Source organism: Streptomyces sp. NPDC002742 (assembly GCF_042888885.1).
Lineage (GTDB): Bacteria > Actinomycetota > Actinomycetes > Streptomycetales > Streptomycetaceae > Streptomyces.
Genome location: NZ_JBIAQF010000015.1, coordinates 185764 through 208933, shown reverse-complemented (window position 1 = coordinate 208933; position 23170 = coordinate 185764). Strand labels below are relative to the sequence as shown.

The 23170-nt window shown below is 70.9% G+C and carries 17 protein-coding genes; 4 read left to right on the top strand and 13 right to left on the bottom strand.

Annotated features, from left to right (window positions below):
• Positions 1-27 precede the first annotated feature (27 nt).
• Together ACFYW8_RS27020 and ACFYW8_RS27015 are read right to left on the bottom strand one after the other, a co-directional pair.
• A complete protein-coding gene (locus ACFYW8_RS27020; protein ID WP_389081481.1) occupies positions 28-501 on the bottom strand; it encodes a roadblock/LC7 domain-containing protein in 474 nt (157 codons plus the stop codon).
• 2 nt (positions 502-503) lie between these two features.
• Positions 504-3092, bottom strand: a complete 2589-nt coding sequence (locus ACFYW8_RS27015; protein WP_389081324.1) for an ATP-binding protein — start codon at positions 3090-3092, stop codon at positions 504-506.
• A 355-nt stretch (positions 3093-3447) separates the two neighbouring features.
• Between ACFYW8_RS27015 and ACFYW8_RS27010 the strand changes: the two genes are divergently transcribed.
• From ACFYW8_RS27010 to ACFYW8_RS27000, 3 genes are all read left to right on the top strand, one after another.
• A complete protein-coding gene (locus tag ACFYW8_RS27010; protein ID WP_389081319.1) occupies positions 3448-4398 on the top strand; it encodes an ABC transporter substrate-binding protein in 951 nt (316 codons plus the stop codon).
• Positions 4399-4498: 100 nt separating this feature from the next.
• Positions 4499-6109: an aromatic amino acid ammonia-lyase gene (locus ACFYW8_RS27005; protein ID WP_389081313.1), complete on the top strand. Its 1611-nt coding sequence runs from the start codon at positions 4499-4501 to the stop codon at positions 6107-6109.
• Between the two features lie 471 nt (positions 6110-6580).
• Positions 6581-7021 (top strand): PAS domain S-box protein, encoded by a 441-nt coding sequence (locus tag ACFYW8_RS27000; protein WP_389081308.1) that lies wholly within the window; start codon positions 6581-6583, stop codon positions 7019-7021.
• 97 nt (positions 7022-7118) lie between these two features.
• Here ACFYW8_RS27000 and frc read toward each other — a convergent pair whose 3' ends face one another.
• From frc to ACFYW8_RS26965, 7 genes are all read right to left on the bottom strand, one after another.
• On the bottom strand, positions 7119-8375 hold the full coding sequence (gene frc / locus ACFYW8_RS26995) for a formyl-CoA transferase (RefSeq protein WP_389081303.1): 1257 nt from the start codon (positions 8373-8375) through the stop codon (positions 7119-7121).
• A 109-nt stretch (positions 8376-8484) separates the two neighbouring features.
• The gene (gene oxc / locus ACFYW8_RS26990) at positions 8485-10236 is read right to left on the bottom strand and encodes an oxalyl-CoA decarboxylase (RefSeq protein WP_389081298.1); all 1752 of its coding nucleotides are present in this window, start codon (positions 10234-10236) and stop codon (positions 8485-8487) included.
• A gap of 374 nt (positions 10237-10610) precedes the next feature.
• Positions 10611-11543 carry a LysR family transcriptional regulator gene (locus tag ACFYW8_RS26985; RefSeq protein WP_365872534.1) on the bottom strand — a complete coding sequence of 311 codons (933 nt, stop codon included), beginning with the start codon at positions 11541-11543 and terminating at the stop codon, positions 10611-10613.
• A gap of 172 nt (positions 11544-11715) precedes the next feature.
• Positions 11716-11928: a formate dehydrogenase subunit delta gene (locus ACFYW8_RS26980; protein ID WP_365872532.1), complete on the bottom strand. Its 213-nt coding sequence runs from the start codon at positions 11926-11928 to the stop codon at positions 11716-11718.
• On the bottom strand, positions 11925-14825 hold the full coding sequence (gene fdhF, locus ACFYW8_RS26975) for a formate dehydrogenase subunit alpha (RefSeq protein WP_389081287.1): 2901 nt from the start codon (positions 14823-14825) through the stop codon (positions 11925-11927). Before fdhF ends, ACFYW8_RS26980 begins: the two co-directional genes overlap by 4 nt.
• Complete coding sequence (locus tag ACFYW8_RS26970) at positions 14822-16435, bottom strand: formate dehydrogenase beta subunit (protein ID WP_389081282.1); 1614 nt, start codon at positions 16433-16435, stop codon at positions 14822-14824. Before ACFYW8_RS26970 ends, fdhF begins: the two co-directional genes overlap by 4 nt.
• Positions 16432-16911: an NAD(P)H-dependent oxidoreductase subunit E gene (locus ACFYW8_RS26965; protein ID WP_365872526.1), complete on the bottom strand. Its 480-nt coding sequence runs from the start codon at positions 16909-16911 to the stop codon at positions 16432-16434. Before ACFYW8_RS26965 ends, ACFYW8_RS26970 begins: the two co-directional genes overlap by 4 nt.
• Positions 16912-17271: 360 nt before the next feature.
• Here ACFYW8_RS26965 and ACFYW8_RS26960 point away from each other — a divergent pair, with 360 nt between their 5' ends.
• A complete protein-coding gene (locus ACFYW8_RS26960; protein WP_389081274.1) occupies positions 17272-17961 on the top strand; it encodes a GntR family transcriptional regulator in 690 nt (229 codons plus the stop codon).
• A gap of 29 nt (positions 17962-17990) precedes the next feature.
• Here ACFYW8_RS26960 and ACFYW8_RS26955 read toward each other — a convergent pair whose 3' ends face one another.
• The 4 genes from ACFYW8_RS26955 to ACFYW8_RS26940 all read right to left on the bottom strand — a co-directional run bounded on the left by ACFYW8_RS26955 (position 17991) and on the right by ACFYW8_RS26940 (position 23041).
• Positions 17991-18977 carry an acyl-CoA dehydrogenase family protein gene (locus ACFYW8_RS26955; protein WP_389081269.1) on the bottom strand — a complete coding sequence of 329 codons (987 nt, stop codon included), beginning with the start codon at positions 18975-18977 and terminating at the stop codon, positions 17991-17993.
• Between the two features lie 247 nt (positions 18978-19224).
• Positions 19225-19776, bottom strand: a complete 552-nt coding sequence (locus ACFYW8_RS26950; RefSeq protein WP_365872520.1) for a carbonic anhydrase — start codon at positions 19774-19776, stop codon at positions 19225-19227.
• A gap of 503 nt (positions 19777-20279) precedes the next feature.
• Entirely contained in the window at positions 20280-21743 is a 1464-nt protein-coding gene (locus ACFYW8_RS26945) for a HupE/UreJ family protein (protein WP_389081262.1), read from the bottom strand.
• A complete protein-coding gene (locus tag ACFYW8_RS26940) occupies positions 21740-23041 on the bottom strand; it encodes a DUF3500 domain-containing protein (protein ID WP_389081257.1) in 1302 nt (433 codons plus the stop codon). Before ACFYW8_RS26940 ends, ACFYW8_RS26945 begins: the two co-directional genes overlap by 4 nt.
• Positions 23042-23170 lie beyond the last annotated feature (129 nt).

Sequence of the window (23170 nt, the reverse complement as noted above, 5' to 3'; positions counted from 1 at the left end):
ACCGGTCATGTGACGCGCCGTCGGACGTCAACCGGTCGGTGCGATGCCCACGGTGTTCTTCAGCTCCATCACGAGCTGCGGGCTCAGGACCGCGCCGGCCCGGTTGGCGAAGAGGGTCATCTCGTACGCGATGTTGCCGAGCTTCGCCTCCTTCGAGGCGACCACACCGAGCACCGCCCCCGCGCCGAGGGCGGACACCAGGACGTGCCCTTCCTCCAGATCGATGATGACCTTGTTCAGACTGCCGAGGCCGTAGTTGCCGGAGGCGCCCATGGCGAGGCTGGTGATACCGGAGACGATCGCCGCGAGCCGCTCGGAGTCGGCCTGGCCGCGCAGTTGGGAGACCGCGATGAGCAGTCCGTCGGAGGACACTCCGATGACGTCGACGACCCCGGCTGTCTCGCTGGCGAATCGATTGAGCAGCCAGTTGAAGTCGGCGGCGGCGGTCTTCACGTCGGCCGCGGGTTCCGCTGTTCGGGACTCCGGCTCGCCTGTCCACATGGTCACGTGCTCATGCCTTCCGGGGAAGAGGATCTTCTGTTCTGGGTGTCGGGTTCGGCCGGTCGGCCGTCGGGCCCGCCGCCCGGCCGGGTCACCCGGGTCGGGTGGTCCCCGGCCGCGCTCTCGCGCTCGGCCCGCAGGACGGCGGCCTCGAACTCGTCGAGCTCGGAGCGCGCCGCCTCGGCGTCCGTGGGCTGCCAGGAGGGTGGCCTGCGGTGGGTCGGGGGCTCCTTGGGCCTCGGCAGCCGGCTCGACGCCGTGCCGGCCGACAGGGTCGCCCCGCGCACCCGGCGGCGCAGCGGTCCGGCGTCGCCGGACCGGCCCGGGCCCGTGGGCGCCGGGTCGGATCCGGTGCCGGGCCGGGCGCCACCGTGCGTCGTCGCGCGCTCGGCGCCGGCGTCCGTCGCCGCCTCGGAACGGCGGGCGTGGCCCGGGGACTCGGTGAGCTGGTCGGACTGGGCGGATCGGGCTGATTGGGACCACTCCGGCACCCGGCGGGGCAGGCCCGCGGGTCCGGGAGGCGCCTCGACGCGCGCCGGGCGCGGCTCTCTCGGGCCGGGGCGGCGCGCGGGCTGCTGGATGCTCGGGGCGCGCGCCGCGGCGGGGCCCGGGTCGCCGAGCACGAGGTGGGACACGGGGATCGCGACGGTGGCGGTGACACCACCGCCCGGAGTGCGGGACAGGACGACCTCGATGCCCCAGCGCCGGGACAGGCCGCCGACCACGAAGAGACCGAGGACCTCGGTGGGCGCCAGGTCGAGGCGTTCGCGCCGGATCAGCCGGGCGTTCTCCTGTTCCAGCCGCTCGGGGCTCATGCCGAGGCCGTGGTCGATGATCTCGACGAGGGCTCCGCCCCCTCCGTGCCGGGGCCGCAGGACGACTTCGACCCCGCTGGTCGCCGGAGAGAACATCACGGCGTTCTCCAGGAGTTCGGCGAGCATCAGCGTAAGGTCGCCGACGATGTCGGGGACGACGGTGACATCGCCCTCGGCGTGCGGGGTGACGCGCTGGTAGCCCTCGATCTGGCCGAGCGCGGCACGGACGATGTTGCTGAGCCGCATGGGTCCGGTGTTGAGCCCGGTCTCACTGATGCCGGCAAGCAGCATGAGGCTGTCGGCGTTGCGCTGCAGACGGACGGCGATGTGGTCGATGCGGTACAGCCGGTCCAGCACCTCGGGGTCGGTCTCGCCGCGCTCCACCGAGTCGATCAGGGCGAGTTGACGGGCCGTGAGGTTACTGACCCGGCGGCCGACGTTGCCGAACATCTCGGCGATGTTGCGCCGGCTGACGACCTGGCGTTCCAGCAGGGCGCTCGCGGTGACCTGAACCTGGTTGAAGGCTTCGGCCAGTTCGCCGATCTCGTCGCGCACCGGCACGGGGACGGCTTCCAGCCGAGGCGGGCTCGCGTCGTCGGCGTCGTCGTCCGCGACGCGGGCGAGCTCGCTCTCGGCGGCGCCGGCCACATGCTGGGCCGCCGACGTGAGGGTGCGTACGGTCCGCACCACGGACCGCCGGGTCAGCACCGAGAAGAGCAGCCACGCGGCGAAGGCGAGGAGGCTGCCGACGATCAGCCAGGCCACCCGCCACCATGCGGTGTTCGACGCGGACTGGGCGTCCGCGGCGATCTCGCCGATCAGCGACTGGACGACCTTCAGCCGGTTGTCGGCCTGCCGTTCATAGGTGGGACCGGCGCGCAGCGCGTCGTCGAGAGCGGTACGCAGCTGCGTCGCGTTCTCCGCGACCAGCGCGCCGGTGTCGACCTGGAGCGCGGCCCAGTGCTGGGTGATGACGTTCTGGTACGGGCTGTGCTCGATCTCGGCGAGGTCGGTGCCCTGTTCCGGGTCGGCGAGCCGGGTGAACCTCTCGGCCTGGTAGGTGTACTGATCGAAGTCGCCGACGGCGGAGGTGAACTCGATGAGCGCGTTGGCGTCGCGGGTCCGGGCTGCGAACACACTGGTCTCGAAGGAGGCGTGGGCGCTGTCGGCGCGCAGCAGCGCGTCGAGCAGATCGCCCGCGACCGCGGAGGACTCACCGCCCGACCGGCCCAGACCGAGGCCGTCGATGAGACCCTCGATCACGGATCCGTACGCCGGGTCGATGTTGTCGGGGGGCATCGGCCCCTGCTCGACGGTCTCGCGGAGGCTGTCCAGGCCCTCCAGTTCCTTCAGCGCCTGGGCCTCGCCGTCGGGCAGCCGGTCACCGTAGGCGGCCCGCACGGCTTCGATGCGTGTGCCGACCTTCTCCTGCGCGGCCAGATAGGCGGCGGTGTCGGGCGGGCTCTCCCCCGAGCGTGCCGCCTCGTAGCGCAGGGAGACCAGCAGTGCCTGCCGGTGTTCCGTCTGCACGGCGTCGATGAGCTTGGTCACCTGCCCGCTGTCCCGCACGAGTTGGGCGGTGTCGGCGGCGGACCGGGCCCGTTCCGTTTCACCGGAGACGACATAGGCGAGCATCGCGGAGATGACGGCGAGCGGCACGATCACCAGAACATTGAGTTTCCGGCGGAAAGGCCAACGGTCCAGCAGAGATGGCGTCCGGCCGGACCGAAGGACCGTGGACGGCTGCTCCGAGGCGGCTTTTCTGTGCGCGGGCACCCAACCTCCTTGACTTCAGCCCCCGTTGGAAGCCCATGGGCAGACCTGCATGGATCAAAGGTCACGAACGGCGCGATCGGGCCGGCAAGCGGAAGGGGGCCCTCGACCCGGCCAACACTAGCGGCTGCCGTAAGAGTACGGCCATGATCAACCGAAAAGTGGCACGCCCGGACGCCGGGTTCGCTCGCATTTCGGTCCCGTTGCGCCTACGGGCTGAAGCTGTACGGTCCCCATCAGTGATCTATTCGTGTCTTGACGGTAGTTGAGGCGGCTCGGTTGGATCGTCAGGACCTGTCACCACCCGTGCCCACCGGCCACCACCGCCCCACCGATTGCCAAGTCTGGATGAAACAACGTGACCATCACCAGAAGCACTCGAACCTCCGCAACTTACGCTGTTTCCCTGCTGGTTGTGGCCGCGGCCGCGCTGACGGGCTGCGGCTCCTCCAACGACTCGGCCAACAAGGACCCGTTGCAGGGTGACGCCGCCAAGGGCGGTACGGTCGTTGTCGGTTCCAACAACTTCCCCGAGAGCATCCTGCTCGCCGACATCTACGGCGAGGCGCTCAAGTCCAAGGGCATCAAAGTCAGTTACAAGCTGAACATCGGCAGTCGCGAGACCACGTACGGCCTGATCAAGAACGGGACGATCACGGTCCTGCCGGAATACAACGGCGCACTGCTCGCGTACCTGGACGCCAAGGCCGCTCCGACGTCGGTCGACGAGACCAGCCAGGCCATTTCGGCCAAACTCGACCCGAAGCTCTCCCTGCTGACCGCTTCGAAGGCCGAGGACAAGGACGCGGTCGCCGTCAACGAGGCCACGGCCAAGAAGTACAACCTCACGGGCAAGTCGTCCATCACGGACCTCGCCGACGTGGCGAAGGACCTGGTCATCGGCGGGTCCCCGGAGTTCCAGACCCGGCAGCAGGGCCTGAAGGGCCTGAAGTCCGTATACGGTCTCGACTTCAAGGGCTTCAAGGCACTGGACGCGGGCGGTCCGCTCACGGTGGCGGCTCTCAAGGGCAACAACATCCAGGTCGCGGATATCTTCACGACGGACCCCGGAATCAGCAAGAACAAGTTTGTCGTGCTGCAGGATCCCAAGAATTTCTTCGGATTCGAGAACGTGACTCCGCTGACATACAAGAGCGATCTGCCGGCCGCCGGAGTGGCGGTTCTCGACGACCTCTCGGCGAAGCTCGACACGGAAACGCTGGTGAAGCTCAACAGCGAAGTGCAGGCCGGCGGCAAGGACCCGCTGGACGTGGCGAAGAACTGGCTGTCCTCGGCGAAGCTCGGCTGACGTCGGGAGCCGGCAGCCGATCGACGGGTGCCCGCGGGCCGGGGGACCGTCCCCCGGCCCGGCCTCGCGACGCCGTACGGCCAAGGAGTGAACGTCCGTCATGCTCGACCACACGGCCACCGGCGGCCCGGCCGGCGGCACCGCACCGCCCGTTGCGGCCCTGCGGGGCCAAGGCCTCGACGCGGCCACGGTGGCCCGGATCGCCGACGGAGCGACGCCGGCCCCGTTGCGTCCGGCGGATCTCGCGGCCATGGAGGACACCCGGCGCGCCGCGCACCGGCTGACGGTCGAGGGCGCCCGGGTCTACGGGCGCAGTACCGGCGTGGGAGCGCACCGGGGCCTCACCGTCGAGGAGCATGACGGCGCGGGCCACGACCTGCGGCTGTTGCGCAGTCACGCGGGCGGCGTGGGCGAGGCTCTGCCCGCACGCCAGGTCCGCGCCATGATGGTGGTCCGGGCCAACCAACTCCTGTGCGGAGGGTCGGGGTTGGGCCCCGAGATCGCGGTGGCGGTCACGGAGGCGCTCCGCGCGGGAGTGCATCCCCGGGTCCCCGAGTTCGGGTCGGTGGGCACCGGTGATCTGACGGCGCTGGCCCAGCTGGGGCTCGCCCTCTTCGGCCACGGCACCTGGGTACGGGACCGGGCGGGCTCCGAGAGCCCGTTCCGCGAGAGTCCGCTCCCCGAAACTCTGCTTCCCGGAAGGCCGCTCCCCGGAAGTCCGCCCATTCGACGCGGGGACGCGCTGGCCCTGTTGAGCAGCAACGCGCTCACCCTCGGACAGTCCGCGCTCGCCTGTCACGACCTCGGCGTCCCGCTCCGCGCCGCACACCTGGTGGCCGCCCTCTCCCTGCACGCGGTGGGCGGCTCCCTCGAACCGTACGCGCCCGAGGTCCACGCAGCCCACCCGCACCCGGCGATCGCCGGGGTGGCGGCCCGTGTCCGGGGACTGCTCGGTGTGGCGGCGGGGAGCGGTACGGCCGTACCGGGGCTGTCGAGCGGAAGGCCGTCGCGCGTACAGGACCCCTTCGGCTTCCGCTGCTTCCCGCAGGCCCACGGCCCCGCGACGCAGTCGTGGACCGGACTGGAGCGAGTGCTGTCGATCGATCTCAACTCCGCCGCCGAGAACCCGCTCATCGGCTGGGACGAGACCACGGGCGCTCCCGTCGCACGGCATCACGGAGGCTTCTTCACGGCGCCGCTGGCTCTCGCGCTCGACCAACTGGGCCTCGCCGTGCTCGGCACGGCCCGGCTGTCGGCGGCCCGGCTGTCCGGCCTCGGCCGCCCCGAACTGACCGGGCTGCGCTCCTACTTGGCCGACTCCTCCTCGGCCGGGTCGGGAATGATGATCCTGGAATACAGCGCCGCCTCCGCCCTCTCCGAGATACAGGCGTGCGCCGCTCCGGCCGTGCTCGGGCACGTGGTGCTGTCCCAGGGCATGGAGGAGGCGGCGACCTTCGCGACCCAGGCGGCCCGCAAGTCGTTGCGCCTTGCGCAGGCCTACCGTCTGGTCCTGGCCTGCGAACTCGTGGCCGCCGTACGGGCGTTGCGGCTGCGGGGCACGCCGCCGACTCCGGACACGGCGGCGGGTCGCGGTTACGTGCGCGCGGCGGCGGTCCTGGACCCGGACACGCGGGACCGCCCCCTCACGGACGATGTGACGAGGGCGGCGGCCCTGCTCGACGAGTTCGCGGAACTCACCGGCGACGGCTGAGAGGCCTCCGACCGGCGAAGCCGCTCCGGACCCGGAGCGGCGCCGGACCCGGACCACCCAGTCCGGCGCCGGCACGGAGCCGACACCGGTGCCGGTGCGGACCATCCAGGCCGGCGGCGGCCCCGTCCCGGTGCCCCCGTGCCCCCTGGTGGGTCCCGTCAGTTCCGCGCGCCCGGAGGGGCGGCCCCCGCGTCGGCCGTCGCGGCGGAACCGGCGGCGGTATCGACATCGGCATCGGCACCGCCGCTCACGGTCCGCCCCCGAGGCCCGGGGAGCGCCGGACGGTCGTGCCGCGCCTGCTGGGGACGAGGAGTGCGGCCGGTGCGGCGGCGAGCCCCCGGCTTGCGGGAGGCAGGTGGACCTCGAACACCGCGAACTCACCGCTCCGTCGCCAAGTGCCGCCGCGGCAAGAGAACTTCGAACTGCATTCTGTATACTGTCGCCCACCAATGGCCCCGGTTCGGAGGCGACATGGACGAGCTCGATCCCGAGGTGGTGCTGGGCATGGCCGCCCAGGCGCCCGACGGTGTAGTGATCATCGACAGTGAAGGGCTGATCCGCTACTGGAACCGGGGGGCCGAGCGTATCTTCGGTTTCTCGGCGGCCGAGGTGGACGGCCGGAGCCTGGACGTCATCATCCCGGAGAAGCATCGTCGTCGTCATTGGGACGGCTTCCGCACCGCCGTGGAGAAGGGCGCCACCAAGTACGGCGAGGCGGACCTCCTCACGGTTCCCGCGCTGGCGGCGGACGGCAGGACCCTCTCCATCGAGTTCAGCGTGGTGCTGCTGGCCGGGAACGACACCGCCTCCTACGTGGGGGCGGTCATCCGCGACGTCACCGCACGGCGCGCCAGGGAGCGGGAGTCGATGCGGCGACGCCCCGAGACCGGCGCGGACCGCGCGATCGTCTGATCGTCGGCAGAATCGGGGGTGCCTGTCGCCCGCTCGACGCCCGAGTGCCCTGCGGACGGACGCCGTTCGCAGGGCACTCGGGTGTGGGCGTGCGGGGTCAGGCGACGACCTTGCCCTCGTGCAGCCTGCGGATGGCGTCCGCGTCGTAGCCGAGGTCCGCGAGCACCTCGTCGGTGTGCTCGCCGAGCAGTGGCGCGCCGGTGATCTCGGGCTTGAAGCCGGAGAACTTGATCGGGCTGCCCACCGTCAGATAGGTGCCGCGCTCCTTCTGCTCGACCTCGACGATCGTGCCGCTCCTGCGCATGTCCGGGTCCTCGGCGAGCTCCTTCATGCTGAGCACCGGCGCGCACGGCACCTCGAAGGTGCGCAGGATGTCGACGGCCTCGTACTTGGTCTTGTCCGCCAGCCACTTCTCGATCTCGCCGAAGATGTCCATGATGTGCGGCTGGCGCGCCAGGGCGGTGTCGTACTCCGGGTCCTCGGCCCACTCCGGGCGGCCGATGGCCTCGCAGGTGCGGACCCAGTTCTGCTCCTGGACGGTGAAGTAGATGTAGGCGTTGGGGTCGGTCTGCCAGCCCTTGCACTTCAGGACCCAGCCGGGCTGTCCGCCGCCACCGGCGTTGCCCCCGCGCGGCACCGCGTCGCCGAACTCGCCGTTCGGGTACTGCGGGTACTCCTCCAGGTAGCCGACGCGCTCCAGGCGCTGCTGGTCGCGCAGCTTGACCCGGGTCAGATTGAGCACGGCGTCCTGCATGGACACCGAGACCTTCTGGCCGACCCCGGTCGCGTTGCGCTGGATGATCGCGGTCAGCAGGCCGATCATCAGGTGCATACCGCTGTTGCTGTCACCGAGCGCCGAGCCGCTGATGGTGGGCGGCCCGTCCCAGAACCCGGTGGTGGACGCGGCGCCGCCGGCGGCCTGGGCGACGTTCTCGTAGACCTTGAGGTCGTTCCACTTCGAGTCGTCGTTGAACCCCTTGACGGAGCCGAAGATCAGCCGCGGGTTGAGCGCGTGGATGTGGTCCCAGCCGAGGCCCATCCGGTCCATGGCACCCGGCGCGAAGTTCTCCACCAGGAGGTCGGCCTCGCGGATCAGTTTCTCCATGACCTCCTTGCCCTCGGGGGACTTGGTGTCGATGGCGAGGGACCGCTTGTTGCTGTTCAGCATGGTGAAGTAGAGGGCGTCGAGGTCGGGGATGTCACGGAGTTGACGGCGCGTCACATCTCCTCCGCCGACGCGCTCGACCTTGATGACATCGGCGCCGAACCAGGCGAGCAGCTGTGTGCACGCGGGGCCGGCCTGGACGCCGGTGAAGTCGATCACCTTGATTCCGGCGAGCGGCTTTTCACTCATGGTGGATTCCTTCTCGTGAATGATCTCGGTGCGGAAGTCGGCCGTGCGCACGTCGGCTGCATGCAGGTCGGCTGTATGCAAGTCGGTTATGTGAGCCGGGAGTTCGGGCTCACTTGCCGGCCGGCGCGATGTTGCCGACCGTGATGCCCTTCGGGTTCAGGTGCGCGATGTGGCCGCTCTCCGTCCCGGCGGAGGGGTCGATCACGCAGTCGATGAGCGCCGGGCCGCCGGAGGCGAGTGCCTCGGTGAGGGCCGCGGTGACCTCGGCGGGGGTGGTGGCGCGGTAGCCCTTGCCGCCGAACGCCTCGATCATCCGGTCGTGCCGCGCCGCGAGCATGAGGGTGGTCGGCGAGGGGGCGTCGTCGAGGGGGTTGACGTCGTCACCGCGGTACACGCCGCCGTTGTTCATGACGACCGTGACGACGGGCAGTTTGTAGCGGCAGATCGTCTCCAGTTCCATGCCGCTGAACCCGAAGGCGCTGTCGCCCTCGACGGCCACGACCGGGGCACCGCTCTCGACGGCGGCGGCGATCGCGTAGCCCATGCCGATGCCCATGACACCCCAGGTGCCGCTGTCGAGGCGGTGCCGCGGCACGTGCATGTCGATGACGTTGCGCGCGATGTCCAGCGCGTTCGCGCCCTCGTTGACGATGTACGTCTCCGGGCGCTCGTGCACGACATCGCGTACGGCCTTCAGAGCGCCCATGAACTGCATGGGCCGCGGATCCGCCTTCAGCCGCTCGGCCATCTTCGCCACGTTCCGCGCCGAACGCGCGGCCAGTTCCTCGCGCCAGGCGGCGGGCGACGCGATCCGGCCGGGCTTGGCCCGCTCGGCTATCGCGTCGAGCACCGACTCGATGTCTCCGACGAGCGGGGCCGCGATGGGCTGGTTGCTGTCCATCTCCCTGGCCTCGATGTCCACCTGGATGAACCGGGCGTTCGGGTTCCACTGCGGCGCCTCGCCGTGGTTCAGCAGCCAGTTGAGGCGGGCGCCGACGAGCATCACGACATCGGCCCTCTTCAGGGCCAGCGAACGGGCGGTGGCCGCCGACTGCGGGTGGTCGTCGGGCAGCAGGCCCTTGGCCATCGACATCGGGATGTAGGGAATGCCCGTGGACTCGACGAACTCGCGGACGCGGTCGTCGGCCTGCGCGTACGCGGCACCCTTGCCGAGCACCACCAACGGCCTTTCGGCGCCCGCGAGAAGCTCGATCGCGCGGTCGACCGCCTCGGGTGCCGGCAGTTGGCGCGGCGCGGGGTCGACGAGCCGGCTCAGCGTCCTCGCTCCGGCCTGCGCGTCCATGACGGAACCGAGCACCGCGGCGGGGATGTCCAGATACACACCGCCCGGACGTCCTGAGACCGCGGTGCGCAGCGCGCGGGCGATGCCCCGGCCGATGTCCTCCACGCGGCCCACCCGGTAGGCGGCCTTGCAGAACGGCTGCGCCGCGGCGAGCTGGTCCATCTCCTCGTAGTCGCCCTGTCTGAGGTCGACCAGGTGCCGCTCGCTGGAGCCGGAGATCTGGACCATGGGGAAGCAGTTGGTGGTGGCGTTGGCCAGCGCGACCAGACCGTTGAGGAAGCCCGGCGCGGACACGGTCAGGCAGATGCCGGGCCGCTTGGTGAGGTAGCCGGCGGCCGCGGCGGCATGGCCCGCGTTGCTCTCGTGCCGGAAGCCGATGTAGCGGATGCCGCGCGCCTGCGCGAGGCGGGCCAGGTCGGTGATCGGAATGCCGACGACCCCGTACACGGTGTCGACGTCGTTCATCCTCAGCGCGTCGACGACCAGGTGGTACCCGTCGGTGAGCTCGGTCTGCACGTCGGCGTTCGCCACGGTCTCCGGTGTCGAGGGGGCGGTCATGGTCCGAGGTCCTCCTTGGGCGGGTCCTGTCGGCGCGGCTGCTCCTCCCACCTTGCGCAGCCCGCTCGCCCGCGTCCAAGACCGATCGACGACCAGCCGATAGACAACGCTTATCGACGGCGGGTCCGGCCTCACAACTCCCTTGACGGGCAACCGCTGTCGGCCGTTCGCCAGTACACATGCGACATGCGACATGCGGCGCGCGCCGCCGCAGGATCGAGGGCCCGCGCGGCTTGAGCTCGACGCCGAGCTGCCGCACACCGGCGAGGGCGGTGCTCGACCGGCACGCGGTGGCGGCCCGGTACGTTCATCGACGGGACGCCTGGTCCCGCGCCGGCCGCCGGCTCAGCGCACGCGGCGCTCGTGCCGCCGGCTCAGCGCACGCGGCGCTCGTGCGACAGGGGCTGCCCGAAGAAGTCGTCCAGCGCCAGGCCCGTCGCCGCGCTGACGAAGGCCCGCGCGGCGACCGAACCGGGGGTCGCCGCGTGGATCGCCACCGAGACCTGGGCGCCCGCCTCCGGGTCGACCAGCGGCAGCGCTCGCGTCCTGCCGACCACCGGCATCGCGCGCAGCCAGGTGTGCGGAACGATGCTGGCCCAGTCGCCGCCGCCGACATGCGCGTAGAGCGCCGCGATGGAGTCCGTCTCCACCTGGGGCGTCACCACGAAGCCCTTGTCCGCGAAGACCCTGTCGATGATCTGGCGGATGCGCATGTCGGGGGTCAGCAGTGCGAGCGGCAGTTGGGCCGCGTCCGCCCATGTCATGGTGGAGGTCTGGGACATGAGCTGGTCGTCCGAGACCAGCAGCATGTACCTCTCCTGGTACAGCGGGACCACCTGAAGGCCTTCCTGGTCGCCCGGGTCGAAATGGGCGATGGCCACGTCCAGCTCGAAGTCGCGCAGCTGGCGGTGGAGTTCCTTCGTCGACAGGCGCGAGCGGACCTGCACCTTGGCCAGCGGATGCGCCGCGCAGAACGCGGCCACCGGCATCGCCAGCGTCGTGGAGGCCGTGGGGTCCGTCCCGAGGCGGAGCGTCCCGGTGATGCCCGACTGCACGGCGGCCACCTCGGCCTTGAACGCGTCCTGCTCGGCGAGGATCCGCTTGGCCCATACGACGAGCCGTTCGCCTTCGGGGGTGAGTCCCTGGTAGTTGTGCCCGCGGTTGATGAGTGTGACGTTCAACTCCCGCTCCAGCTTGGCGATCGCCGCCGAGAGCGCGGGCTGCGAGACGTAGCAGGATTCCGCGGCCCGCGCGAAGTGCCGCTCCCTGGCCACCGCCACGAAGTACTCGAGCTGCCGGAACAGCATGAACGACTCCTCTCCCGCCCGCGCCGCGCCCCGCACCGCGCCCCGCGCTTCGGCACCGACCGGCCCGGCCGATCGGCCCGGCTGGCAGGCTCGCCGGCCGGCCCGCCGGCCCAGTGATCGTCCCGAGCCTACCCAGCGGTCCCGTCACGCCACCCGCCGCGCGCGGCCGCGCTCAGCGCAGGAGCCGAACCGCCGCGATCACCAGCGGATGCAGCCCGTCGGCTCCGGCGTCGGCGTGCGCGAGGAGCCGGGAGCGCATACGTGGGTCCCAGAACCGGGCGATGTGGCCCGCGATCGCCTCGGCGGCCGACGCCCCCGGCAGATGGCCGAGATTCACGGCTATGTCGTTCGCCATCCGGCGTTCCGGCGGACCGCTCGCGGTCATCTCGGTCCACCGCCCGTGAGTACGTCGTCCACGGCCCCCTCCGACGTCTCGTCCCCCGCCGGCTCCGGCGTCTCGTCCCCCGCCCGCTCCGGCGTCTCGCCGTGGGCCCGATCCGGCGTCCGGTCGCCCTGCCCGAGCGGATGGACGAGCCCGACCTGTACGGCGGTCACCTTGTACTCGGGGCAGTTGGTCGCCCAGTCCGAGTTCTCGGTGGTCACCACGTTGGCACCGGTCACGGGGTGGTGGAACGTGGTGTAGACGACGCCGGCCGGCATCCGGTCGGAGATCGCCGCGCGCAGTGTCGTCCGCCCCACCCGGCTGGCCAGCGTCACCAGCGAGCCGTCGGTGATGCCACGCACCTCGGCGTCGTGCGGGTGCAGTTCCAGAATGTCCTCGGGATGCCAGGCGACGTTGCCGGTGCGCCGGGTCTGCGCGCCGACGTTGTACTGGCTGAGGATGCGCCCGGTGGTGAGCACCAGCGGGAAGCGCCGGGTGCTGCGTTCGTTGGTCGGCACATACGCGGTGACGACGAACCTGCCTCTGCCGCGCACGAATTCGTCCACATGCATCACCGGTGTCCCCTCAGGAGCGGAGGCGTTGCACGGCCACTGCACGCTGCCCAGCTTGTCGAGCACGTCGAAGGAGACGCCGGTGAACGTCGGGGTGACGGAGGCGATCTCCTCCATGATCCGGCTCGGATGGTCGTACGTCATCGGGTAGCCCATGGCGGTGGCGATCTCGCACACGATCTGCCACTCGTGCTTGCCCGTCTTCGGCTTCATCACGGCGCGCACCCGGTTGATCCGGCGCTCGGCGTTGGTGAACGTGCCGTCCTTCTCCAGGAAGGACGCGCCGGGCAGGAAGACATGCGCGAACTTGGCGGTCTCGTTGAGGAACAGGTCCTGGACGACGACGAGTTCCATCGCTTCGAGCGCGGCGGTGACGTGCTGGAGGTTGGGGTCGGACTGGGCGATGTCCTCGCCGTGCACGAACAGTCCGCGGAAGGTGCCGTCGATCGCGGCGTCGAACATGTTGGGGATGCGCAGTCCCGGTTCGGCGAGGAGGGTGCCGCCCCACAGGTTCTCGAACACCTCGCGCACGGCGTCGTCGGACACATGGCGGTAGCCCGGCAGTTCGTGCGGGAAGGAGCCCATGTCGCAGGAGCCCTGCACGTTGTTCTGCCCGCGCAGCGGGTTGACCCCGACGCCGTCGCGGCCGATGTTGCCGCACGCCATGGCCAGGTTGGCCATTCCCATGACCATGCTCGAACCCTGGCTGTGCTCGGTGACGCCGAGGCCGTAGTAGATGGCTCCGTTCGGTGCGGTCGCGTACAGCCGTGCGGCGGACCGCAGTTGGGCGGCGGGGACGCCACTGATCTCCTCGGTGGCCTCCGGGCTGTTCTCGGGCCGGGCGATGAACTGGGCCCACTCGTCGAACCCTTCGCACCTGCGGTCCACGAAGGAGCGGTCGACCAGGCCCTCGGTGACGACGACATGTGCCATGGCGTTGACGACGGCGACGTTGGTGCTGGGCCTGAGCTGGAGGTGGTGCGCGGCCTCGATGTGCGGGGAGCGCACCAGGTCGATGCGGCGGGGGTCGACGACGATCAGCTCCGCGCCCTCGCGCAGGCGCCGCTTCATCCGCGAGGCGAACACCGGGTGCCCGTCGGTGGGGTTGGCGCCGATCACCATGATGACGTCGGCCTCCGCCACGGAACGGAAGTCCTGGGTGCCGGCCGACTCGCCGAAGGTCTGCTTGAGTCCGTATCCCGTCGGGGAGTGGCAGACGCGGGCGCAGGTGTCCACGTTGTTGTTGCCGAACGCCGCGCGCACCATCTTCTGGACGACGTAGACCTCTTCGTTGGTGCACCGCGACGAGGAGATCGCGCCGATCGAACTCGGCCCGTACCGGCGCTGGATGTCCCGCATCCGCCGGGCGACGGTGCCGATCGCCTCGTCCCACTCGACCTCGCGCCAGGGATCGGTGATCCTTTCGCGGACCATGGGCTTGAGCACCCGGTCGGGGTGGGTGGCGTAACCGAAGGCGAAGCGGCCCTTCACGCAGGAGTGGCCCTCGTTCGCTCCGCCGTCCTTGTACGGCACCATCCGCACGAGTTCGTCGCCGCGCAGCTCGGCCTTGAAGGAGCAGCCGACCCCGCAGTAGGCACAGGTGGTGACCACCGACCGGGTCGGCATGCCGAGTTCGACCACCGACTTCTCCTGGAGCGTGGAGGTCGGGCAGGCCTGGACGCAGGCCCCGCAGGAGACGCACTCCGAGTCCATGAACGTCTCGGCGGCGCCGGGCGAGACCTTGGAGTCGAAGCCACGCCCCTCGATGGTGAGGGCGAACGTGCCCTGTACCTCGCCGCAGGCGCGCACGCAGCGGGAGCAGGCGATGCACTTGGAGGGGTCGAAGTCGAAGTACGGGTTGGACGTGTCCTTCTCGGCGTCGAGGTGGTTCTCCCCCTCGTACCCGTAGCGCACCTGCCGCAGGCCCACCACGCCCGCCATGTCCTGCAGTTCGCAGTCGCCGTTGGCCGGACAGGTCAGACAGTCGAGCGGATGGTCGGAGATGTACAGCTCCATGACTCCCTGGCGGAGCTTCTCCACCTTCGGAGTCTGGGTGCGTACCGTCATCCCGTCCGCCACCGGGGTGGTGCAGGAGGCCGGGGTGCCCCGCCTGCCGTCGATCTCCACGACGCACAACCGGCAGGAGCCGAACGGCTCCAGGCTGTCGGTGGCGCACAGTCTGGGTATGTCGACGCCGGCCAGCGCGGCGGCCCGCATCACGGACGTGCCCTCGGGGACGGCCACCGCCAGCCCGTCCACCTCGACCGAGGCCGTGGCCTCGCCGGGCCGTTCCGGGGTTCCGAAGTCGGGTTCCTTGAGCAGTGTCATGCCGTGCCCTCCGTCCTTGTGCCGCTCGGCTGCCGGGAGTCGGCCCCCTGCCCCGGTTCCCGGGCGAGGAAGTCGTCGGGAAAGTGGGTGAGGGCGCTGCGTACGGGCATCGGTGTCAGCCCGCCCATCGCGCAGAGCGAACCGTCGGTCATCAGGTCGCACAGATCCCCGAGGAGCGCCAGGTTCTCGTCCCGGTACCGGCCGGCCACGATCTTGTCGATGACCTCGACGCCGCGTACCGAACCGACCCTGCACGGCGTGCACTTGCCGCACGACTCCGCCGCGCAGAACTCCATCGCGAACCGCGCCTGGGCGGCCATGTCGACGGTGTCGTCGAAGACGACGACCCCGCCGTGGCCGACCATCGCCCCGGCCGCCGCGAAGGCCTCGTAGTCCATCGGCAGGTCGAACATCGACGTCGGCAGATAGGCGCCGAGCGGCCCGCCGACCTGCACCGTGCGCACCGGGCGCCCGGTGAACGTGCCGCCGCCGTAGTCCTCGACGAGTTCGCGCAGCGTGACGCCGAACGCGGTCTCGACGATGCCGCCGTGCGCGATGTTGCCGCCGAGCTGGAAGACCTGGGTGCCGCGTGAGCGTTCGACGCCGAGTTCCTGGTACGCCCGCGCGCCGGAGGCGAGCACGACGGGGACCGTCGCGAGGGTGAGGACGTTGTTCACCACCGTCGGTCTGCCGAACAGGCCCTCGATCGCGGGGATCGGAGGCTTGGCGCGTACGGTGCCGCGCTTGCCCTCCAGGCTCTCCAGCATGGAGGTCTCCTCGCCGCAGATGTACGCGCCGCCGCCGACGCGGACGTGCAGCTCGAAGTCGAGCGCGGAGCCGAGGACGCCCTTGCCGAGCCAGTCGTGCTCGCGCGCGATGTCGATGGCCGCCCGCATGGTGGCGACCGCGTCCGGGTACTCCGAGCGGATGTAGAGGTAGCCCTCGCTCGCGCCGACCGCGTGCGCGGCGATCGTCATGCCCTCGATGAGCATGAACGGGTCGCCCTCCATGACCATCCGGTCGGCGAAGGTGCCGCTGTCGCCCTCGTCGGCGTTGCAGCAGACGAACTTCAGGTCGTCCGCGCAGTCGAGCACGGTCTTCCATTTGACGCCGGCCGGGAACCCCGCGCCGCCCCTGCCGCGCAGTCCGGACGCGGTGACCTCGGCGACCACGTCCGCGGGCGGGCGGTGCAGCGCGGCGCGCAGCCCCGCGAGTCCGCCGTGCGCCAGGTAGTCGTCCGTGGACAGCGGGTCGGTGACGCCGACCCGGGCGAAGGTGACCCGGTTCTGCCGTGCCAGCCAGGGGAGTTCGTCCACGACGCCGAGCCGCAGTGGATGGCCGGCGCCGTCGAGCATGCCCGCGGCGAGCAGGTCCTCGACGTCGGACGGGGCGACGGGGCCGTATCCGACACGGCCGTGCGGGGTCACCACCTCGACGAGGGGTTCCAGCCAGAGCATCCCGCGTGATCCGTTGCGTACGACGTCGAGGGCGAAGTCCCCGCGGGCGGCCGCCTGTCGCAGGGCGTCCGCGACGTCGTCCGCGCCGACGGACCGGGCGGCCGAGTCCCGGGGGACGTAGACCGTGGCCACGGGGTGCGCGGTGTCGTTCATGACGAGGCCGTCCCGTCGAGGAGCGAGCCCAGCCGGGCCGGGCCGACCCGTCCGTACAGCCGGCCGTTCACCTCGACGGAGGGGCCGAGCGCGCAGTTGCCGAGACAGAAGACCTGCTCGACGGTCACGGCACCGTCCGCGGTCGTCTCCCCGAGCGTCAGTCCGGACTCGCGGGCGTAGGCGACCAGGCCGTCGGCGCCGAGCGCCTGGCAGGCCTCGGCCCGGCAGATGCGCACGGTGGTGCGCCCGGCGGGCTCGCGGCGGAAGTCGTGATAGAAGGTCACCACTCCGTGGACGTCCGCCCGGGAGAGGTTGAACTCGTCCGCGAGTACCGGAATCGCCTCTTGCGGCACATGACCCAACTCGTCCTGTACGGCATGGAGTACGGGCAGCAGCGCACCGCGCTGACCCCGATGACCGGCCGCCGCGCTCCGGACCACGCTCTCGACCGTCACGTCACTCGCGCTGGTCGTCATGATCACTCCGCCTTCCGTCACGCGGGTCCCCGACGCTGCTCGCGGGAGACTGACACTACCCCATACAGGCTTCTGTATACAGAACTCAATCCAGCTCAATCGCGGTCACGGGCACGGGACTTGCCCGAGCGGGATCACCGACGGGTCGGCGGGCGACCGGGCAGCGTACGCCTGCGACCTGCTCGAAGGCCGACGGCGGGCGACGCGGATGGCATCCCCGCCGACCGGGGACCGGACCGAAGCTCCCGCCATCCTGCATACCAAAACCTGTATGCTGACGCAGCCGTCGGCGACCCTCTCGGCGGCCACCTCTTGGCAGAGCCGTCGGCCCCGCGGGCCCGGTGGCAGAACGGGGCTCCCATGCGTGAGGCACTCACGGCCGCCGCGTCCCGGCGCGTCACCCGCCCGGCGCCACTGCGGCAGGCCGTGTACGACGCCCTGACCGAGCTGATCGTCAGCGGCTCCCTCAAGCCCGGCCAGCACCTCGTCGAGGCCGAACTCGCGGAGCATCTCGGGGTCAGCCGCCAGCCCGTACGCGAGGCGCTGCAACGACTGCAGACCGACGGCTGGGTCGATCTGCGCCCGGCCCAGGGCGCCTTCGTCCACTCTCCCACCGAGCAGGAGGCCGCCCAACTCCTGGGTGTCCGCGCGGTCCTCGAGACCTACTCGGCCCAACTCGCCGCCCAGCAGGCCAAGCCCGAGGACGTCGAACGACTCTGGGAGTTGCACCAGGAAGGCGTCGACGCCCTCGCCGCGAGCGATGTCGAGCGACTGGTCTCGGCCAACACCGCCCTGCACGCCTTCATCACCTCCATCGCCGACAACGCCGTACTCGCCGAACTGATCGTGGGCGTCAGCCAGAAGGTGCGCTGGTACTACACGCCGATCGCCCGGCCCCGCGGCAAGGAGGCCTGGAACGAGCACGCCCAGCTCATCAGAGCCATCGCCAAGGGGGACGCGGACCGGGCCGGCGAGGTCATGCGCAAGCACACCGAGCGCACCACCGGCTTCTATCGCAAGCAGCTCGCCGCCGGGACGAACCAGGACTGACCGAACGGGCCCTCGCGCAGGCACAGGGCTCATCGCGCCGTCCGCCGGGTCACCTCGTCGGGCGGGCCCGGGTTCACATCCACGCGAGGGAGCCGGCGGGACGCCCGGCCGGAGCCGGGAGGAAGTTCCTCGGCTCGGGGCCGAGGGGTGTCGACACCGGATCCGTGGACGCGGGCGCCGGATCCGTGGACGCCGACGCCGGACCCGCGGGCGCCGGACCCCTGGACGTGGGCGCCGGACCCGATGACACCGACGTCGGACCCAAGGACGTCATCACCGAGCCCCAGGACGTCATCGCCGATGACGGCCCTCAGCTCCAGCAGCCACGGCCGCACCGCGCGCGACAGGGTGCCGAGCCCTCCGCCGTCCCGTCCGAGCATCACGTCGGCGGGCACCAGTACCGGATCCGCGCACAGAGTGGAAGTCGCGCTGCCACCGGGCCCTCCCCCGCCGGGCCTGGCCGGCACGAACAGATCGGGGGCCTGCGCCGGAACCACCCACAGCGTCAGGCCGTCCGGCCCGGCGAGCGGCCGCGAGGACCAGAGGTAGCTGTCGGCCTCGCCCGCCGCGACCACCCGCCGCTTGCGACCCCGCAGGGCGACCACATCGGCGAACCGGCCCGCGACCGAGCACGACGTCCCGGACACGGCCTCCGCCCCCGGCTCACCGGGGCCGCCCTCGTCCAGGGCGAGGCCGACGAGGTGACGCCCGGCGACGATCTCGCCGCGCACCCAGGAACCACCGCAGGCCTCGACGGCGGCGACCGCGGCGAAGTGGGACGCGAGCACGACGGCGGTCGCACGGCACACCCGCGCCGCCCGCTCGACCACGTCCGCGGCCTCCGGCAGTCCGAGGCCGCCGCCACCGAACTGCTCAGAGACGGTGAGGCCGAGCAGCCCGGAGCGGCCGAGCGCCGTCACGGCGGCACGGGGGAATCTTCCTTCCCGGGCGGTCACTTGGGCGGAGGGCGCGACGACTTCGGCCAGGACCGCGGCGAGAGAAGTGCGGTAGGACACGGGGGTGACCCTCTCCTCAGGAACGCCCTCACGGGAATTGCATACAGTATGCCGACTGTCGTCAGGGTGCGCCATAGCACGCGGGGACGAATCCCCGGGGCGGCGACACCCACCCGCCTCCGACCCCACCGCACGGACGCGTGGACGACCTGACAGGGACTGCCCGCCCGGCCCGCCGGACGCGGGTGTGGCCCCTCGCCGCGGACGCCCTCCCGGCGACGGGCCCGGCGGCAAGGGGCACGACGGCTCAGCTTCTCGGGTCGATCTCCCGGAGCAACCCCGTCGTCACGTCGAAGACGAACCCGCGCACATCGTCGGTGTGCGGCAGGAAGGGAGAGGTGCGCACTCGCTGCATCGACTGCCGTACGTCCTGATCGACGTCACGGAAGGCCTCCACCGCCCAGGGGGGCCGCTGCCCGACCTCCATCTCCAGCTCGTGCCGGAAATCCTCGGTGAGACTCTGCAGGCCGCATCCGGTGTGGTGGATGAGTATGACGCTGCGGGTGCCGAGCGCGCGTTGACTGATCGTCAGGGAGCGGATCGTGTCATCGGTCACGACGCCACCCGCGTTGCGGACGGTGTGGCAGTCGCCCAGTTCGAGACCGAGCGCGGCATGGAGGTCGATCCGGGCGTCCATGCAGGCCACGACGGCAACCCGCTGGACGGGGCGGGCACCCATTCCGGGATCCACGAACCCGGCGGCATAAGCACGGTTGGCCGTCACGAGCCGGTCGATGACCGTCCCGTCGCCCGGAACACGGTCGGCGGACTGGGCGAGACGGGGTGCTGGAGTCGACATGGTGGCTACCTCACTCCGGTCGATATCGAAAAGACCACTCATCACGTCGCGAACACATGATCGCGGACACATGATCGCGGACACGTGATCACGGGCATACGGTCGCGGACATACGGTCGCGCCCACGGCAGGAACGCCGTGGACACGACCGCATCGGTGAGCATTCCCAGGGGATGCCTGCTCAGGCACCTTTCGCGGATCGGGTCACCCCGGGGACCGGGAGAACCGCGGAGGAGTCCTCCCACATTGTGCATACGGTATGCAGTGGTCGATGCTCTCGAACGCCGCCACTCCCTGTCCAGAGCGCGCCAGAACCGTCAAGGACCGCCGGTGGCCGCGAGATCCGTACAGCCTCGACATCGCGGGCGTCAGCGAGGTCACTGTTCGCCGGGTGGCCAACGGCGGTTCGGTCGTGGCACCCGCCACCCGGGGCAGGGCGCTCAGGGCGTTCGACATGCTGGGCTTGGAGCGCCCCGTCGGCGGCCGGAGCGAGCGAAGCAGGCCTATCCGCCGCCGGATGCCGAATCGGCCGGCGCATGAGCAGCGCGCTCACGAAGGCCTGCCGGGAGCTTCGCTCCGGGATCGGGCTCCGCCTCCGGCCGCGACCCCGCCCGGAGGCGGACACCGTCGTCCGGATCACCCACCGAGCGCCACCGGGCGGACAGCGCCCAGCCGGTGGCGGCGACCGCGGACGAGGCCAGGGCCGCCAGCATCAACGTCGTGTGGGATCCGGCGCTGTCCGCCGTCCGGGCGACCGGATTGGGGACGCCGAGCCGGTCGGCCAGCCAGCCGACGGCCGCCGTGGCGGTGAGCAGCGCGCCGCCCACCCGGAGCGCGGGCTGTGCCCGCAGCCGCGCGACGACCAGCAGTGCGGGCAGAGCCAGGCAGACCAGCAGGAGCTGGACCAGTTCGATGCCCAGGTTGAAGCCGAAGAGGCTGGACACGAGCTGTCCGGTGGACAGATGCATCTCGGCGAGCACGAAGGAGAACGCCATCCCGTGGCCGAGGCCGAAGACACCCGCCACCAAAGCTTCCCGGCCCGGGAACAGCGGGCGGATCGCGTGTACGGCGCCGACGAGGATGCTGGCGGCGATGAACGCCTCGACCGGCCGGCCGGGGATCTCCAGACGACCGAGGGCGGTGGCGGCCAGGGCGACGGAGTGGCCGACGGTGAAGGCGATCGTGATGCGGCCGACGCGCCCGAGCGCGACGCGGGCGCCGACCAGGCCGTGCCAGCGTCGCCCGACGGCCCGCAGCGGTGCGGGCAGGAGCAGGATGAGCAGGAACAACAGGTGGTCGGTGCCGGTGAGGATGTGCTCGCCGCCGAGTTCGGTCATGGCGAGAAAGCCGCGCCAGGCACTGCCGTTCCCCAGGTCGACGGTCAGGGGCGGGACCTTCATGTGCCGGATGTCGAGACCGACCGTGCCGACCTGGGTGGCTCCGCCGCCGACCCGGCCGGCGGCCCAGTCCTGCCGCACCGACACGAGCGTCACGTGGGTGACGACCTGATGGACGATCACGTCGTAGTTCAGGGTGAAGTGCCGCACGTCCCCGCCGGGTGGAGGGGTGAGCACGGCTTCGGCGACCAGCTCACGGTAGGGGCCGGTGGAGGTCTGCTCGGTGCGGCCGAGACTCAGCGAGCCGATACCGACCTGCCATGTCTCGCCGTGGAGGGTGACCGGGCGGATGTGCCGGCGGAGGTAGGCACGGACGGCGGTCGCCCTGGCGGGCGGGCCGGCAGGTTCGACGCTGTTCAGATCGATCCCGCTCGCCCGGGAGAGGTCGTCGACCGGCAGTTCCAGCCGCGCGGTGACCGACGCCTGGTGGACGTCGAGCCGGACCACCGAGTGCGGCATCGGGTGCGCGGCGGCCGGCGGCGCCCCGAGCAGGAGCGCCGCCGGTACCGCGATCGCGATCCCGGCCACCAGGCGTAGCGCTGTGGTCAGCCAGTTCCGCGATCGGGTCATGAGAAGGTGAACTCGCTTCCGTAGTCGCGGGTGTGGTCCCGGTACACCGTGTGGTAGTGGATCTGGTCCCGGAAGACGACGCCGCCCTGGCAGACGAACTCGATCCAGACGCCGGGGCCGTCGATCCGCACGTAGTCACCCCGGGCGTCAAGGCCGGTACCGCCGGAGTAGCCGACGTAGGTCTGGTTCAGCTCGTGCTCGTACGTCTTCATGAGCTGCTTCGCGGTGGCGTCGTCCACGTTGGCGACCCAGGGGTGGATCGCCTTGAGCACCAGTTGCTTCTGCTTGGGTGTGAGCGAGCTGACCGGGATGCCTTCCTTGGTCTCCGGGAACTGGCCGTCCTTGCCCGGGCCGAGGAGCACGTCGCTGAACGACTCGGACAGCTCGGCCTTGGTCAGCTGCTCCGCGTTCAGGCTGCCGGTCAGGGCGAGCAGTCCGTTCCGCTGCTTCGCCAGTGGGGTGTACGTGGTGCCGTCGTCCGCGGTCCACGTGCTCGGCTCGACCCCGATGAAGAACGGGCTGCCGCTCACCGGCTTGCCGTCCCGGTAGGTGAGGTTCACGGCGAGGTGGTGACCGCCGAAGTGCAACTGCCAGGCCCCGTCCGCCGAGGGAGTGCCCAGGAACGCCATGAAGTAGACGCCGCTGCCGTACCCGAACGCGCCGCCTCCGCCGCCAGGACCGCCGGGGCCACCGGACGGCGGGGTGCCCGTCGGCACGTCCGTGGCCGACGGGGCGTCGGTGGGCGACGAGCTCGGGTCCGCGGAAGCGGACGGGTCGGTCGAGGGCGTGCCCGACGCGCCGCTGGTGGGCGCCGGCGCGGAGGCGGAGCTGGAGTTCTGCGCCGCGTCGAGTACGTCGTCGGCCTTGATGATCTGCGTGACCTGGTCGTACCCGGATCCCTTGCCGCTGCCGGTCGCCACCTTCAACACCTTCATGGCGGCGGCTAGTTGAGTGTCCGTCAGCGAACCGAGCCCAATCCCGGGCCGACAGGACGAGCCGCACGGCAGGTTCGACCACGCCGTCGCGTTCGCCTCGGAGAAGTCCAGCAGCACCTCCGCCTGCTGGTCGGCGTCCAGCGTGTTCAGGAACGCATTGGCGGCACTGACCACGGCTTTCGCACCGGTGGCGTGCGCGTCGACCGGACGCTTGAAGCCCGCGGCCGATTTACCGGTCGGCACATCCGTCGAGGCATTTGCCACAGCAAAACCGCCGCCGACCAGCACGATCGCCGCGACGGCTCCGCCTATACCTCGCCAAGTCCGCAGCGTGCGCACTCGACGGGTTCTTTCTCTACTCACGAACCACTCCTTCGAACCTGGAATGACGTCCCGGCCGAACGGGCAGCGCCCATCGGCCGACTTCGAGATCGCTGTGTCCGCATGAATACCGGACAATTACCCACACCTACGGACCGCTCGTCAGCGGTT